This window comes from Bradyrhizobium sp. USDA 336 (assembly GCF_044908355.1).
Lineage (GTDB): Bacteria > Pseudomonadota > Alphaproteobacteria > Rhizobiales > Xanthobacteraceae > Bradyrhizobium > Bradyrhizobium yuanmingense.
In genome coordinates this window covers 2,363,403-2,377,302 of the sequence record NZ_JBIYDC010000002.1, presented here as the reverse complement: position 1 = coordinate 2,377,302, position 13,900 = coordinate 2,363,403, and the positions used below count along the sequence as shown (strand labels likewise).

The following is a 13,900-nucleotide window of genomic DNA, read 5'->3' as shown; positions in this document are numbered from 1 at the left end:
GCGAAACATGAGCGCGATCATCCGCAAGATCGTCACCGTCGTCGAAGAGACGCAGATGGAGATGGGACGCCAGGTGTCGCCGCCGACCCGGCGTGCCGCCGCGATCGCCGTGATCGAGAATCCTTTCGCCGGAAAATATGTCGAGGATCTTTCGCCGCTGATCGCGATCGGCGAGGAGCTGGGCGAGCTCCTGTCGAAGCGCGCGGTGGCGGCGCTCGGTATCGATGCTGCCAAGGCACACAGCTACGGCAAGGCCGCGGCCGTCGGCGAGAACGGCGAGCTGGAGCACGCCGCCGCAATCCTCCACCCCAAGATGGGCGCGCCGGTGCGTAAAGTTCTGGGCAAAGGCGCGGCGCTGATTCCCTCCTCGAAGAAGCGCAGCGGTCCGGGCACGACGCTGGACATTCCGCTCGGGCACAAGGACGCGGCCTTCGTGCGCAGTCATTTCGACGGCATGGAAGTGCAGATCAACGACGCGCCGCGTGCCAACGAGATCATGGTCGCGGTCGCCGTCACCGACAGCGGCCGTCCGCTGCCGCGCGTCGGCGGGCTGACGGTCGCGGAGATCAAGGGCGAAGACGGTCTGAGATAGAAGTCGTAGGCGAGTTCAAACTGGAGGTTGGGATGCGAGCAAGAAATACTATCGTCGGCGCGGCCTTCGCGCTTCTGGCAGGCGGCATGGCTCATTCGGCCCTGGCGCAGGACATCAAGATCGGCGAGATCAACAGCTATTCGCTGCTGCCGGCCTTCACCGAGCCCTATCGCAAGGGCTGGCAGCTTGCGGTCGAGGAAGTCAACGCGGCCGGCGGCATCAACGGCAAGAAGCTCGTCGTCATCTCCAAAGACGACGGCGGCAAGCCTGCGGACGCGCAGACAGCGGCCAACGAGCTCGTCTCGAGCGAGGGCGTCGCGATGCTCGCCGGCACTTTCCTGTCGAACATCGGTCTCGCGGTCTCTGATTTCGCCAACCAGAAGAAGGTGTTCTTCCTCGCGGCCGAGCCGCTCACGGACGCCATCACCTGGTCCAAGGGCAACAAGTACACGTTCCGCCTGCGTCCCTCCAACTACATGCAGGCGGCGATGCTGGTGGAAGCTGCCAGCAAGCTGCCGGCGAAACGCTGGGCGACGATCGCGCCGAACTACGAATATGGCCAGTCGGCGGTCGCGGTGTTCAAGAAGCTGATGTCGGAGAAGCGCCCCGACATCCAGTGGGTCGACGAGCAATGGCCGCCGCAAGGCAAGATCGACGCCGGCCCGGTGGTGCAGGCGGTTGCCGCCGCCAACCCGGAAGCGATCCTCAACGTCACGTTCGGCGCCGATCTCGTCAAGCTCGTGCGCGAAGGCAACACCCGCGGCCTGTTCAAGGGGCGCGAGGTCGTCTCCTTCCTCACCGGCGAGCCCGAATATCTCGACCCGCTCAAGGACGAGACGCCGGAGGGCTGGATCGTCACCGGCTATCCCTGGTACTCGATCAAGACGCCCGAGCATGATGCGTTCCTGAAGGCGTATCAGGCGAAGTACAACGACTATCCGCGCCTCGGCTCGATCGTCGGTTACCAGACGATCAAGGCGGCAGCGGCGATCCTTGCCAAGGCGGGCTCGACCGATCCGGAGAAGCTGATTGCCGCGGCGGAGGGGCTGACGATGCCATCGCCGTTCGGCGAGATCACCTTCCGCAAGATCGACCACCAGTCGACGCTCGGGGCCTTCGTCGGCAAGACCGCGCTGAAGGACGGCAAGGGCGTGATGGTGGACTCGTCCTACAAGAAGGGCGCGGACTATCTGCCGAGCGATGCCGAAGTCGCGAAGCTGCGGCCGAAGGATTGAGTTCTTTCTCCCTCGCCCCGCTCTTCGCGGGGAGAGGGCTGGGGTGAGGGGCTCTCTCCACGCCCCGCGCTGGTGGAGAGAGCCCCTCACCCGAATTGCTCCGCAATTCGACCTCTCCCCGCAAGAGCGGGGAGAGGTGACTTCAAACCTAACCCGGACCGAAGATGGCCTTTTACGTCGTACAGTTTCTGACCGGTCTCGCCAGCGCAGCGTCGCTGTTCCTGGTGGCCTCGGGCCTGTCGATCATCTTCGGCGTGACCCGGATCGTGAATTTCGCGCATGGCGCCTTCTACATGATCGGCGCCTACATCGCCTTCACGTTGACCGAGCGCCTGTCCGGCGCGTTCGGCTTCTGGGGCGGCATCGTGCTGGCAGCTTTCGCGGTGGCGCTGATCGGCGTCATCGTCGAGATGGTGCTGCTCCGGCGCATCTATCATGCGCCCGAGCTGTTTCAGCTGCTCGCGACGTTCGGCCTGACCTTGATGGTCGAGGATCTCGTCGTGCTGATCTGGGGGCCCGACGATCTCGTCGGCCGCCGCGCACCGGGCTTCAGGGGCGCGATCGACTTTTTCGGCCAGAACATTCCGAGCTACGATCTGTTCCTGATCGTCCTTGGTCCCGTCGTGCTCGGCATTCTCTGGCTGCTGTTCCAGCGCACGCGCTGGGGCGTCTTGGTGCGCGCGGCGACGCAGGACCGCGACATGGTGGCTGCGCTCGGCGTCAACCAAAAGTGGCTGTTCACGAGCGTGTTCGCCGTCGGCGTCTTCCTCGCAGCGCTCGGCGGCGCGCTCCAGATCCCGCGCGATGCCGTGCACCACGCGATGGATCTGCGGATCATCGTCGAGGTCTTCGTCGTGGTCGTGATCGGCGGCCTCGGCAGCATCGTCGGCGCTTTCGTCGCGGCGGTGCTGGTCTCCGAGCTGAATGCCTTCGGCATTCTGATCTTCCCGAAGATCTCCATCATCCTGGTCTTCCTGGTGATGGCGGTGGTGCTGATCGTGCGTCCCTGGGGCCTGTTCGGCAAGCCGGAGGCGGCCGCGCGCAAGACGCCGGGCCTCACCGTCAATCCCTGGCGTCCGCTGACGTCGAACGAGCGGCTGATGGCGCTTGCGGCGCTGATCGTCGCAGCGATGCTGCCGCTGTTCGCCGGCAATTATCTGCTGACCGTGGGCTCGGAGATCGCGATCTTCGTGATCTTCGCCGTCAGCCTGCACTTCCTGATGTCGGTCGGCGGCCTCGCATCGTTCGGGCACGCCGCCTATTTCGGGCTCGGCGCCTATGGCATCGCCTTCCTCGCCAAGATGGCGGGACTGCCGATGATCGTCTGCCTGCTGCTCGGGCCGCTGCTCGGCTGCATGGGTGCGGCCGTGTTCGGCTTCTTCGCGGTGCAGCTCTCCGGCGTCTATTTCGCGATGCTGACGCTCGCCTTCGCGCAGATCGTCTGGTCGATCGCGTTCCAGTGGGTGGACGTGACCGGCGGCGACAACGGCATTCTCGGCCTCTGGCCATCGAGCTGGGCGGCAAGTCCGTCGCGCTTCTATTGGCTTTCGCTCGGCGTCGCGGCGCTGGTGACCGTCGCGCTGCGGGCCATGGTGTTCTCGCCGTTCGGCTACGCGCTTCGTGCCACGCGCGACTCGGTTCTGCGCAGTGAAGCCATCGGCATCGATGCCAAGCGCATCCAGTGGACCGCCTTCGTGATCGCCGGCACGACCGCCGGCATCGGCGGCGCCTTGTTCGCCTACCTGAAGGGCAGCGTCTTCCCCGACAATCTCGGCATTTCGCTCTCGGTCGACGCGCTGGTCATGGTGCTGCTCGGCGGCGTCGAGACGGTCTCGGGCGCGGTGATCGGCGCCATCGTCTACAAGGCTTTGAACATCTGGCTGGTGAGCCAGACCGATCTGTCGAAGCTCGTGCTCGGCGGCTTCATCATGCTGATCGTCGTCGTCTTCCCCAAGGGCATCGTCGGCACGCTGGAGATGCTGGCGCAGCGCCGCAAGAAAGCATCGCCGCCGGGATCACCTTTGCTTGCCAAGCCGATCGAGTCTGCCGAATGAGCGTCGCACCTCCACTTCTCGCGGTCGAAGGCCTGACCAAATCCTATGGCGGCATCCATGCCGTGCGCGGCGTCTCGTTCTCGCTGCGGGCCGGCGAGATCCTGGCGCTGATCGGGCCGAACGGCGCGGGAAAGAGCACCTGCTTCGACATGCTCAACGGCCAGAACATGCCTGACAGCGGGCACGTTCGCCTCCTCGGCGAGGAAATTACGGGCCGGAAGCCGCGTGAGGTCTGGCGGCTCGGGGTCGGACGCACATTCCAGATCACCGCGACCTTCGCCACCATGACCGTGCGCGAGAACGTGCAGGTTGCGCTGATCTCGCACGGCAAGCAGCTGTTCAACCTATTCGGCTCGGCGCCGAAGTTCGACCGCGCCGAGGCCGGCCGCCTGCTCGAGCTGGTCGGCATGGGCGGCTATGCGGACCGGCCCTGCGGCGAGCTTGCCTATGGCGATCTCAAGCGGCTCGAGCTTGCGGTTGCGCTCGCCAACCAGCCCAAGCTGCTGCTGATGGACGAGCCGACGGCCGGAATGGCACCGCGGGAGCGCGTCGAATTGATGCGGCTGACCGCGCGCATTGCCCGGGAAAAATCCATCGGCGTGCTCTTCACCGAGCACGACATGGACGTGGTGTTCGAGCATGCCGACCGCATCCTCGTGCTCAACCGCGGGACGTTGATCGCGGAGGGCTCGCCGGCGGAAGTGCGCGGCAATCCCCAGGTGCAGGCGGTCTATCTCGGCGAGGGCCTAGTCTACGATTCCCGCCACCGCGAGGGAGCCTCCACATGAAGCTCACGGTGCAGGACCTCAACAGCCATTATGGTCCGGCGCATATCCTGTTCGACATCGGCTTCGAGGTCGGCGAGGGCGAGGTCGTGGCACTCCTGGGACGCAACGGCGCCGGCAAGTCGACGACGTTCCGCTCGATCGTCGGCCTCGTCGCGCAGCGCTCCGGCCGCATCACGTTCGAGGGCAAGGACGTCTCGTCGAAGCCGACGCACGAGATCGTGCGCGGTGGTCTCGGCTACGTGCCGGAGGAGCGGCGCATCTTCACGGACCTGACCGTCGAGGAAAACCTCGAAGTCGGCCGCCAGCCGAAGCGTCCGAACGCGCCGCACTGGACGCGCGAAAAGCTGTTCGCGCTGTTTCCAAACCTGGGCGAAATGAAGAACCGCCCGGGCGGACGAATGAGCGGCGGCGAGCAACAGATGCTCACCATCGCGCGCACGCTGATGGGCAATCCCTCGCTGGTGCTGCTGGACGAGCCGTCGGAGGGCCTGTCGCCGAAGATCGTGGAGCAGATGGTTGATGCCATCCTGACCATGAAGAAGGAAGGCGTCAGCATCGTCGTCTCCGAGCAGAATCTGCATTTCGCGCGGCTGATTTCGGATCGCGCCTACATCATCGAGCGCGGCCGCATCTGCTTCGGCGGCACCATGGCCGAGCTCGACGCGCGCCCGGATATCCGCGACGCGCATCTGTCGTTGTGAGGCAAGGGGAAGGGCGGGAGACGGATGGCGAGAAGCGTCGCGGCAAAGAAGAGCGTCAAACCGGCCAAAGCGCTTAACAAGCCGCCTTACGTGCTCGACGAACAGGTCGGCTTCATCCTGCGCCAGGTCTGGCAGCGCCACAGCTCGATCTTCGCCCGCGACATCGGCACCAACCTGACGCCGACGCAATGGGCGGCGCTGTCGAAACTGGCCGAGACCGGCCCGTGCTCGCAGAACCAGCTCGGGCGCCTGACGGCGATGGACGTCGCGACCATCAAGGGCGTGATCGATCGTCTCACCGCGCGCGGCCTCACCGAGACGAGCCAGGATCCCGAGGACGGCCGCCGCCTGCTGGTGAGCTTGACCCGCGCCGGACAGCAGCTTGCCGAAAAACTCGCGCCGAACGCGCTGGCGATCACCCGCGAGACGCTGGCGCCGCTCGAGGCGAAAGAGCGCGAGACGCTGATGATGCTGCTGAACAAGCTCAGGTGAAGGTTTCGTAGGGCGGGCAAAGCGAAGCGTGCCCGCCATCCTTTCTCGAGTCGCAAAAATCGTGGGCACGGCACTTCGCGCCTTTTGCCCACCCTACGGCAGTTGAACAAGATGCCGGAACTGGCGACTAACCTCGATGAAGGGTTTATCGAGGTTCTGGTCATGAGAGTTGCGACGCGCTTTGCGGTTGTCTTGAGTCTTGGTGTCGTGCTCGCCGGCCAATGCGTTCCCGCCTTGGCGGCGCAGCCTTACGAAGGCTTCTGGGCTTCGACCAAAAAGGACTGTCGCGATGAGGACAGTCCCAACCGCATGAGCATCGAGGGCGGCAATCGCCTCTACTGGTACGAGACGCGGTGCCGCGCCAGCGAGATCACGGCCGACGGAAGGCTCGGCTGGAAAATGAAGCTGGCCTGTGAAGGCGAGGGCGAAAAATTTCGCTCCAATCCTCGCGTCTCCATCGCTACGGATGGCAGGCTGGTGATGGACAACGGACCGGTTGGGCGGGCCAAGCGCCAGACCTATGTGCGCTGTGAGATTGCGAAGAAGCGCTGATCTCTTACGTCTTTCCCGGCCATTTGGCGCGGTAGCGGATTTCGCTGCCGTCACCAAGCCGCCGCCACGTTCCGAATTCCGGCGTATGCGGCGCCCGGGCCGTCAAATCGATCGGATAGATCCGGCTCGGCTGGCCCTGGATGTTGATGGCGAGCTGTCGGTGCGAGGTTCGAAACGCCAGCTCGACTTCGCCGGCGATAACGGCTTGGTCGCCGTCGCGATAGAATGCGGCCGGACTGACTTCGCCCGGCATGGTGTTGATGTCGGTTTGCAATTCGATGGTGATGCCCTGCGCCGATGTCGGCACTGTAACCCCTGCCGGAAAGCGCACCTCGAACACGAGCAGGGGATTGGCGCCGTTGCGGTTGAGCCAGGGCGTTGCGGTCGCGTATGCGTACGCAATGTAGGCGCCGAGGCCGGCGGTGCAGAGCAGGGCGACGATGCCGAGCGACTTCAAGCTGTTCCGCGCGACGCCGCCGATGCCTGCGTCCTGCCCTGAATCTTTGCCTGGACGCGTCACGAGCCAATTGGCGAGGACCGCGCCGGCGATTGCGCCCGTGGGTGAGTAGACGAACAGTCCCAGCAGACCCGATGTGATCGGGTCCGCACGGTTGCCGAAATCGAGCAGAGAAAACAGCACAAAGATCGCGATATAGCCCGCCACCGCGCCAGCGACGCCCACGGCTATCCGTGATTGGTCCTTCATGTCTGCCTCGATGGTCGAACAATGAACTGCCGCCGCCGAGGGCTGCCCGCGTTAGACGCAACAGGCTTGCGACTTGTTCAATGCCTTCGAGGGACAATGCGGAGCGGCGGGCCGCTCCGGCTGCATCACTTCGCCACCACCTCCGGCACCTTGCCGGCCGGCGGCGTGTTGCGGCTGCGCTGGGTGCGGACGATGCCATCGATGATGGTCATGCCGATGCCGGGCAGGTCACCGAGTTGGACGCTCTCCAGGATGTTCTTGCCAGGCGAGTGCTGGGCCTTGTCCATGATGACGAAGTCGGCGGAGCGGCCGACCTCGATCAGGCCGCAGTCGAGCTGGCGCATCCGGGCGGTGTTGCCGGTGGCAAGGCAGAACGCGATCTCGGCCGGCAACTCGCCGAGCGAAGACAGCATCGAGACCATGCGCAGAATGCCGAGCGGCTGCACGCCGGAGCCGGCGGGCGCGTCGGTGCCGAGGATGACGCGGTGCAGGTCGCCCATCTCGCGCGCGGTGCGCAGCGTGAACAGGGCCGAGCGCTCATTGCCGTTGTGCACGAGCTCGAGGCCGCGCTTGCAGCCCTCGCAGATGCAGCGGATCTGGTCGTCGGGCAGGGCGGTGTGGCCGCCGTTGATGTGGCCGACCACGTCGGTGTCGGCCTCCAGCACCACGTCCTTGTCGATCAGGCCGGAGCCGGGGATCGACGGGCCGCCGGTGTGGATGGTGCTCTGGATGCCGTATTTGCGCGCCCAGCCGACCATTTTCCGCGCGGTCGGGCCGTCCTTGACGCCGCCGAGGCCGACCTCGCCGAGCAGCTTGACGCCGTTGGCGGCCATCTCCTTGAAGTCTTCTTCCACCATCTCGCATTCGATCACCGGCGCGCCGGCGTGAACCTTCACGCCGCCGGGGCGCAAGGTCCAGAATGCGCGCTGGGCGAACACGGCCATGGCCTTGAGGCCGACGACGTCGCGGGGACGGCCGGGCATGTGCACCTCGCCGGCGGAGATCATGGTGGTGACGCCGCCGTGCAGATAGCTGTCGATCCAGTTGATCTGGTTCTGCCGCGGCGTCCAGTCGCCGGCGACAGGGTGGACGTGGCTGTCGATCAGGCCCGGCGCCACTGTGGTGCCGTTGGCGTCGACGATGGTGGTGGCGCCTTCGGTGTTGACGTCCTTGAAGCGGCCGATCGCGCTGATCTTGCCGTTCTCGGCGACGATGGTGTCGCCGTCCAGAATCGGCTTTTCCAAAGCGCCGGACAGGATCAGGCCGATATTGCGGATCACCAGCTTCGAGGGTCCGGTGGCCTGGGGTGCGTCATGCGCCATGGAAGGGCTCCTTATTCCTAACTGCAACGCTTCCGATCTTGGGCAGCCTTGACCGCGGGATCAAGCCGGATTATTCATTAGTATACGAATGATCGTGTACAAACGACGCATAGCTGCCGGCCTCGGAACCGCAATCGACGCGACAGGGAAGGTGAGATGAGCAATTTCAATCAGGAAAGCGTTTTGAGCGTCCACCACTGGACGGACACGCTGTTCTCCTTCAAGACCACCCGCAGCCCGACCTTCCGCTTCCGTAACGGCGAATTCACCATGATCGGGCTCAAGGTGGGCGAGAAGCCGCTGCTGCGGGCCTACAGCGTCGCCAGCGCCAATTACGAGGACACGCTGGAGTTCTTCTCGATCAAGGTGCCTGATGGACCGCTGACTTCGCGCCTCCAGCACTTGAAGGAAGGCGACGAAATCATCGTCAGTCGCAAGGCCACTGGCACGCTGGTGATCGACAATCTCGAAGAGGGGCGCAACCTCTACCTCATCGGCACGGGCACGGGCCTTGCGCCGTTCCTAAGCGTGATCAAGGATCCCGAGACCTATGAGCGGTTCGAGAAGGTGGTGCTGCTGCACGGCTGCCGGCAAGTCAAGGAACTCGCCTATGGCGAGATGATCACCGAGCATCTGCCGAAGGACGAATTGCTCGGCGAGTACATCCAGAACCAGCTGATCTACTACCCGACCGTGACGCGCGATCCCTTCCGCAACCGCGGCCGCATCACCGACCTCATCACCTCAGGCAAGCTCTTCGCCGATATCGGCCTGCCGGTGCTGGAAGCCGCCCACGACCGCGTCATGATCTGCGGCAGCCCGGCGCTGGTGGCGGACACCCGCGTCCTCTTGGGCGAGCGCGGCTTCGTCGAGGGCAATCACGGCGAGCCGGCCCAGTTCGTGGTCGAGAAGGCGTTCGCCGAGCGCTGAAGCGTTTCTGAGCGAAGTGGATACCGGTTCGCGCCAAGAAAACGCGCCCAAATAAGAATCTAGAACCCCGTTGCGGGGCTCCAGATCCGGAATTTCTGCGCGAGAAGATCGCATTTTCGCCACCGCCGGGGCGTTGCGGCGCCGATTCGGCGCACGATACTATGTGGGACCGAATCAGCGGAGTTCCCACATGGTTGCGGACAGCGACAGCAACATCGCCTGGCACCGGGTTCAATTGAAGAAAAACCGCGCCGAGCTGAAGGCGCTGGAGACCGCGCGCTTCACGATGGGCGAGATCGCCACCTCGAAGCGTAACGGCCAGACGCAGAAGACGATCGCGGAACTCAAACGCAAGATCGCGCAGTCGGAGCGCGCGATCGCCGATCACGACAAACGTACGCGCCGTCCACTTGCAACGGACCTGCATAGCCTCAGCAATGGCAGCTGGAGCCATTGGGACGCCTACACCCAACAGCAGCGCAAGACCGGCCAGCGCTCCTCCGGGCGCGGATAGCCGCGGCTCGCCACGCCTGCGGCCGACGAGCAGACGCACTCTTGCGCCGGCTGCGTCGCGCACCATCTCGGTGATACGCCACCAATCGTTCCGGTGATCCCATGACAGTGCGCCTCGATTTCACCAGCGAGGCCTTCTTTCGCGATCCGCCCAAGGCGATCGCGAAATTGCGCATGTCCGCACCCGTGGTTGCGACGCGGTTTCCCATCATCGGCAATGTCTGGATCACCACGACCCATGACGCCACCGCGCAGGTCCTGAAGGACGGCGCGACCTTCACGTTGCGCAAGGAGGATGGCGATATCGCGGGCTTGCGCTGGTGGATGCCGAGGTTCGTCAGGACCATCGCCAACAACATGCTGACGATGGACGAGCCGGATCACACGCGGCTGCGCAGCATCGTGGACGAAGCGTTTCGCCGCCGCGCGATCGTCGCAATGGAGCCGCGCATCCGGGCCATCGCTGACGGTCTCGCCGACGAGCTGTTTGCGGAGGAATGTCCGGCGGATCTGGTCGAGCGCTACGCGCGCATCCTGCCGCTCGCGGTGATCTCGGAGCTGCTCGGCCTGCCGCTGGCAGACCGTCCAAAGTTCATCGCCTGGGCGAACGCGATGACCTCGCTGACGAACGCCGTCAGCTTCTTGTCCCTGCTGTTCGCGGTGCGCAAGATGCGCGCCTACCTCGAGCAGCAGTTGCAGATCGCGCGTGTCCAGGGCGGCGAGGGCCTGATTGCCGAACTGGTTCAGGTCGAGCGTGAAGGCGGCCAGATCACGCCGGATGAAATGGTTTCCATGGTGTTTCTGTTGCTCGGGGCGGGATCGGAAACCACCACCCATCTCATCAGCGGTTCCGTCTACGAGCTGCTCAGGAATCCCGAGCTGCGCGATTGGCTGGAACAGGATTGGAGCCGTGTCGGGCTCGCAGTCGAGGAGTTCCTGCGCTTCGTCTCGCCGGTGCAATTCTCCAAGCCGCGCTACGTGCGGCGCGATGTCGAGGTCGAGGGCGTGCGCCTGAAGAAGGGCGATCGCGTCATGGTGATGCTCGCCGCTGCGAACATGGATCCCGCGGTACATGATCGTCCCGAGACCCTCGATCTCGAACGCAAGCCGAACCGCCATATTTCGTTCGGCACGGGAATCCACTTCTGTCTCGGCCATCAGCTCGCGCGCATCGAGGCGGCCTGTGCGCTGGAGGCGCTGTTCGTACGTTGGCCGAAATTGAGTCTTGCCGTCGATGCCGCTGCAATCCGCTGGCGCAAGCGGCCGGGCTTGCGTGCGATTGCGAAGCTTCCTGTCAGGGCAGAGGGCCGCGGAACAGAGACGACTGCACGCAGCCGAACGAGGGGCGATCGTTCCCTTATCGCGACGAACTGACGCCGGCGAGGCCCTTTCGGAAAATCTTTGCCTGTTGTGATCGGCCAGGAACGGTGTGCCGTTCGTGCTGTTGTCATCCCGACATGACGCGGAGGGGAGTTCCTTGGGGCGCATGTCGCAGATCGACGTCTTAACGGGAGACCAGATCATGGCCAGCAAGATGCCACCTGTTCCACCGGACAATCAGAGCCGCAAGGGAACCGGCGATCGCAAGCAGATGTCCGCCGATCAGATGCCGCACGGTCAGGAGCGTGTACAGAATCCGGATCAGCAGGGACAGCAGGGCAACATCAAGCAGAACACGACCAACCAAGGCTATCAGCAAGATCGCTGAGGAGGACGACATTCATGTCGACATCCGCGAAGACACCGAACAGCATTCGTCAGGGCGGACCGGGCGCCTCGCATGAGAACGCGAAGGCACCGCTTCAGGTAAAGAAACCGCCGGCGGACGATCCGCAGCGCAGCCACAGCCGGATTTCGGGCGGCGGTGGCGAGCGCGATTCACATCACACGCACGACGAGGCCGGAAAGGGCGGAGGCAGGTGACATGACCAACAAGCAACCCAAGCTGTACGCGCCGACCGAAAAGGACCTGCACGACAACCCCCTGATCGGCGGATCCAAGGGCGCCAACATGGCGGGCGTTTCGCCTGACGACCTCGAGGACGTCTTGGGCGAGAACACGATCGAAGGCGACGTCGAGAACGACGTGAACGTCGGTGGCGGTATCGACAAGCATGTCGCGCGGAGCGGTTCGCCCCGAAGAGGCCGGTAAGATTGGAGGCCCACAATGCAGGGCAAGAAGACTCACGCACAGCAAGTGCGCATCCTCGAGCGGAAGCCCGATGTTCCGGATGCGCGAGAACTCGAGCAGGCCGCCGGTCATAACCCGCAAGACACGCGCGTCCATCGTGCCAACCCCGAAGCTCGTCACAGCGAGTTTCCAGTGAGCCGCGGCGGTCTCAACCAGGAGAGCGATCACAACAAGCACAACGATCCCGGCCAGAGCGGCCACAAGCCGCCCAAACCGACGGCGGCACAACAGAAGCACTAAATCATCGGAAGAGAGGAGAGACTGATGCCTGGTGGGCATGGCAGCAAGACGCACTTCAGATCGGGCATGCATGGCAAGGGCGACGGCACCGGCGCATTGACCGACCTGCCGAAGGAGATGATCGGCGACAACATGGTCCTGTCCAACCGAGATAAGAAACAGCATTCGGACATTCGCGGCATGGACGGCAAGTCCATCCAGACCGAACAATATCAGGACCACGCAGCAAACCGGCTCGATGAGAAGCCGGAGGCCGACGAGACCTGAGAGGGCGTTCGTTCCGCCAACTTGCGGACCGGTGTTCAGCCGGTCCGCTTTTTTGTGGGCGCAAGGTCACGCTCCCAGCCGAACACCGAACGGCCGTCGAGCTCCGGTGAGGCCGCAAGCTCACCGGCGATGAACGCCGCAACCGAGGGGCCGCGCGCGGTCCGCTCCAACCGCCGGGCCTGGTCGTCGAGGCGTTTGATCGCCTGCATCTCCTCGTCGCGTCCGAGCTTCGCGTTTCGGATCGCGCCCTTCAGCACCCGGATGGTCTCGTCATAGACCTTGATCGGAACGGGGTAGGGATGCCGGTCCTTGCCGCCATGGGCGAGCGAGAAACGGGCGGGGTCGGTGAAGCGATAGGGCGCGCCGTGCACGACCTCGGCGACCATCGCCAGCGAGCGCACCGTGCGCGCGCCGACGCCCGGCGTCAGCAGCAGCTCCGGAAAATCCACCGGGCCGCGTTCGGCTGCAGCGGCGAGCGTGCCGTGCAAGCGGCGCGCGAACACGTCCTTCGGCCGCACATCATGATGCGCAGGCATGATCAGATGCGGCAGCATGCCTTGCGCCGGCGTGGACGGGGTCCCCGCGAGCCTCTCGAATTCGGAGACGATGCGATCCGGGCCGAGGTCGGAGAGCAGCTCGAGCTGTGCCGTCCGAGACAGATCGGCGCGATGATCGGTGAGATTGACGATCTCTCCCTGCTGCGGCCCGTCGATTGCGCTGTGCGGCGTATCGACAAAGCTCTTCAGCGCCTCGGAGTGCCAGTGATAGCGCCGCGCCTGCCGCTTGTCGCCATTCATGCCCTGCTGCACCACCGTCCATTTGCCGTCGGCGGTAACGAAGAAGCCGTGCAGGTAAAGGTCAAAGCCGTCCTGGACCGCGGCGCTGTCGACCTTGGCGACCAGACGGCTGGCCCTGGTAAGCTTGATGCCGTCGAATCCGACGCGGTCGCCGAGCTGCAACAGCTCGTCCGGCGTCTTGCGCGAATGCTGACCTCGGCCGCCACAGACGTAGATCCCGAGCTCGTCCTGGAGCGGTCCGAGCCCGCGCTTCAGCGCGCCGATCACCGAGGTGGTGATGCCGGAGGAGTGCCAGTCCATTCCCATCACGGCGCCAAACGACTGGAACCAGAATGGATGTGACAGGCGCTGCAGAAACGCGTCGCGGCCGTAATGATGCACGATCGCCTGGGTGACGATCGCCCCGAACGAGGACATGCGACTTGCCAGCCAGGGCGGAACCCGCCCGGCGTGAAGAGGAAGATCGGCGCTGCCGGTTCGTCGAGTCATGGCGACAAGCCTAGCGCAGCTCAGCGACAGT

Annotated in this window: 18 protein-coding genes; 15 read left to right on the top strand and 3 right to left on the bottom strand. The window is 64.5% G+C overall.

From position 1 onward, the window contains the following. The first annotated feature begins 7 nt into the window (after positions 1-7). The 7 genes from ABIA45_RS12245 (at position 8) to ABIA45_RS12215 (ending at position 6,414) form a co-directional block, all read left to right on the top strand. Entirely contained in the window at positions 8-592 is a 585-nt protein-coding gene (locus ABIA45_RS12245) for an amino acid synthesis family protein (protein ID WP_404652170.1), read from the top strand. Positions 593-624: 32 nt separating this feature from the next. Continuing rightward, entirely contained in the window at positions 625-1,827 is a 1,203-nt protein-coding gene (locus ABIA45_RS12240; RefSeq protein WP_275500161.1) for an ABC transporter substrate-binding protein, read from the top strand. A 164-nt stretch (positions 1,828-1,991) separates the two neighbouring features. Continuing rightward, positions 1,992-3,881 (top strand): ABC transporter permease, encoded by a 1,890-nt coding sequence (locus tag ABIA45_RS12235; RefSeq protein WP_057028848.1) that lies wholly within the window; start codon positions 1,992-1,994, stop codon positions 3,879-3,881. Further along, positions 3,878-4,669: an ABC transporter ATP-binding protein gene (locus ABIA45_RS12230; RefSeq protein WP_275500159.1), complete on the top strand. Its 792-nt coding sequence runs from the start codon at positions 3,878-3,880 to the stop codon at positions 4,667-4,669. Before ABIA45_RS12235 ends, ABIA45_RS12230 begins: the two co-directional genes overlap by 4 nt. Beyond that, positions 4,666-5,370 carry an ABC transporter ATP-binding protein gene (locus ABIA45_RS12225; RefSeq protein WP_036034395.1) on the top strand — a complete coding sequence of 235 codons (705 nt, stop codon included), beginning with the start codon at positions 4,666-4,668 and terminating at the stop codon, positions 5,368-5,370. Before ABIA45_RS12230 ends, ABIA45_RS12225 begins: the two co-directional genes overlap by 4 nt. Positions 5,371-5,394: 24 nt before the next feature. Then, positions 5,395-5,862 carry a MarR family winged helix-turn-helix transcriptional regulator gene (locus ABIA45_RS12220; protein WP_157282292.1) on the top strand — a complete coding sequence of 156 codons (468 nt, stop codon included), beginning with the start codon at positions 5,395-5,397 and terminating at the stop codon, positions 5,860-5,862. Positions 5,863-6,024: 162 nt separating this feature from the next. Then, on the top strand, positions 6,025-6,414 hold the full coding sequence (locus ABIA45_RS12215; RefSeq protein ID WP_404546246.1) for a hypothetical protein: 390 nt from the start codon (positions 6,025-6,027) through the stop codon (positions 6,412-6,414). A gap of 4 nt (positions 6,415-6,418) precedes the next feature. Here the strand turns inward: ABIA45_RS12215 and ABIA45_RS12210 are convergent, their stop codons facing one another. Both ABIA45_RS12210 and ABIA45_RS12205 read right to left on the bottom strand, forming a co-directional pair. After that, a complete protein-coding gene (locus ABIA45_RS12210; protein ID WP_404652167.1) occupies positions 6,419-7,120 on the bottom strand; it encodes a hypothetical protein in 702 nt (233 codons plus the stop codon). A gap of 125 nt (positions 7,121-7,245) precedes the next feature. Next, positions 7,246-8,442, bottom strand: a complete 1,197-nt coding sequence (locus ABIA45_RS12205) for an amidohydrolase family protein (RefSeq protein ID WP_157282290.1) — start codon at positions 8,440-8,442, stop codon at positions 7,246-7,248. A 156-nt stretch (positions 8,443-8,598) separates the two neighbouring features. Between ABIA45_RS12205 and ABIA45_RS12200 the strand changes: the two genes are divergently transcribed. The 8 genes from ABIA45_RS12200 (at position 8,599) to ABIA45_RS12165 (ending at position 12,583) form a co-directional block, all read left to right on the top strand. Then, positions 8,599-9,372 carry a ferredoxin--NADP reductase gene (locus tag ABIA45_RS12200; RefSeq protein ID WP_157282289.1) on the top strand — a complete coding sequence of 258 codons (774 nt, stop codon included), beginning with the start codon at positions 8,599-8,601 and terminating at the stop codon, positions 9,370-9,372. 190 nt (positions 9,373-9,562) lie between these two features. Continuing rightward, on the top strand, positions 9,563-9,886 hold the full coding sequence (locus tag ABIA45_RS12195; RefSeq protein WP_128262257.1) for a hypothetical protein: 324 nt from the start codon (positions 9,563-9,565) through the stop codon (positions 9,884-9,886). A gap of 101 nt (positions 9,887-9,987) precedes the next feature. Then, positions 9,988-11,259 carry a cytochrome P450 gene (locus ABIA45_RS12190; protein WP_404652165.1) on the top strand — a complete coding sequence of 424 codons (1,272 nt, stop codon included), beginning with the start codon at positions 9,988-9,990 and terminating at the stop codon, positions 11,257-11,259. A gap of 148 nt (positions 11,260-11,407) precedes the next feature. Next, positions 11,408-11,593, top strand: coding sequence for a hypothetical protein (locus ABIA45_RS12185; RefSeq protein ID WP_036001413.1), 186 nt, complete (start codon positions 11,408-11,410; stop codon positions 11,591-11,593). A gap of 14 nt (positions 11,594-11,607) precedes the next feature. Next, entirely contained in the window at positions 11,608-11,808 is a 201-nt protein-coding gene (locus tag ABIA45_RS12180) for a hypothetical protein (RefSeq protein WP_404652164.1), read from the top strand. Between the two features lies 1 nt (position 11,809). After that, entirely contained in the window at positions 11,810-12,037 is a 228-nt protein-coding gene (locus ABIA45_RS12175) for a hypothetical protein (protein WP_404652163.1), read from the top strand. A 15-nt stretch (positions 12,038-12,052) separates the two neighbouring features. Beyond that, positions 12,053-12,316 carry a hypothetical protein gene (locus ABIA45_RS12170; RefSeq protein WP_404652161.1) on the top strand — a complete coding sequence of 88 codons (264 nt, stop codon included), beginning with the start codon at positions 12,053-12,055 and terminating at the stop codon, positions 12,314-12,316. 24 nt (positions 12,317-12,340) lie between these two features. Beyond that, positions 12,341-12,583, top strand: coding sequence for a hypothetical protein (locus ABIA45_RS12165; RefSeq protein ID WP_404652160.1), 243 nt, complete (start codon positions 12,341-12,343; stop codon positions 12,581-12,583). Positions 12,584-12,618: 35 nt separating this feature from the next. On the opposite strand, the gene ABIA45_RS12160 is transcribed toward ABIA45_RS12165, so the two are convergent. After that, the gene (locus ABIA45_RS12160; protein ID WP_404652158.1) at positions 12,619-13,869 is read right to left on the bottom strand and encodes a DUF763 domain-containing protein; all 1,251 of its coding nucleotides are present in this window, start codon (positions 13,867-13,869) and stop codon (positions 12,619-12,621) included. Between the last annotated feature and the right edge of the window lie 31 nt (positions 13,870-13,900).

Coding starts and splice junctions, on each gene's coding strand:
- ABIA45_RS12245 (WP_404652170.1), top strand. CDS start 8: ATGAGCGCGATCATCCGCAAGATCGTCACCGTCGTCGAAGAGACGCAG.
- ABIA45_RS12240 (WP_275500161.1), top strand. CDS start 625: ATGCGAGCAAGAAATACTATCGTCGGCGCGGCCTTCGCGCTTCTGGCA.
- ABIA45_RS12235 (WP_057028848.1), top strand. CDS start 1,992: ATGGCCTTTTACGTCGTACAGTTTCTGACCGGTCTCGCCAGCGCAGCG.
- ABIA45_RS12230 (WP_275500159.1), top strand. CDS start 3,878: ATGAGCGTCGCACCTCCACTTCTCGCGGTCGAAGGCCTGACCAAATCC.
- ABIA45_RS12225 (WP_036034395.1), top strand. CDS start 4,666: ATGAAGCTCACGGTGCAGGACCTCAACAGCCATTATGGTCCGGCGCAT.
- ABIA45_RS12220 (WP_157282292.1), top strand. CDS start 5,395: ATGGCGAGAAGCGTCGCGGCAAAGAAGAGCGTCAAACCGGCCAAAGCG.
- ABIA45_RS12215 (WP_404546246.1), top strand. CDS start 6,025: ATGAGAGTTGCGACGCGCTTTGCGGTTGTCTTGAGTCTTGGTGTCGTG.
- ABIA45_RS12210 (WP_404652167.1), bottom strand. CDS start 7,120: ATGAAGGACCAATCACGGATAGCCGTGGGCGTCGCTGGCGCGGTGGCG.
- ABIA45_RS12205 (WP_157282290.1), bottom strand. CDS start 8,442: ATGGCGCATGACGCACCCCAGGCCACCGGACCCTCGAAGCTGGTGATC.
- ABIA45_RS12200 (WP_157282289.1), top strand. CDS start 8,599: ATGAGCAATTTCAATCAGGAAAGCGTTTTGAGCGTCCACCACTGGACG.
- ABIA45_RS12195 (WP_128262257.1), top strand. CDS start 9,563: ATGGTTGCGGACAGCGACAGCAACATCGCCTGGCACCGGGTTCAATTG.
- ABIA45_RS12190 (WP_404652165.1), top strand. CDS start 9,988: ATGACAGTGCGCCTCGATTTCACCAGCGAGGCCTTCTTTCGCGATCCG.
- ABIA45_RS12185 (WP_036001413.1), top strand. CDS start 11,408: ATGGCCAGCAAGATGCCACCTGTTCCACCGGACAATCAGAGCCGCAAG.
- ABIA45_RS12180 (WP_404652164.1), top strand. CDS start 11,608: ATGTCGACATCCGCGAAGACACCGAACAGCATTCGTCAGGGCGGACCG.
- ABIA45_RS12175 (WP_404652163.1), top strand. CDS start 11,810: ATGACCAACAAGCAACCCAAGCTGTACGCGCCGACCGAAAAGGACCTG.
- ABIA45_RS12170 (WP_404652161.1), top strand. CDS start 12,053: ATGCAGGGCAAGAAGACTCACGCACAGCAAGTGCGCATCCTCGAGCGG.
- ABIA45_RS12165 (WP_404652160.1), top strand. CDS start 12,341: ATGCCTGGTGGGCATGGCAGCAAGACGCACTTCAGATCGGGCATGCAT.
- ABIA45_RS12160 (WP_404652158.1), bottom strand. CDS start 13,869: ATGACTCGACGAACCGGCAGCGCCGATCTTCCTCTTCACGCCGGGCGG.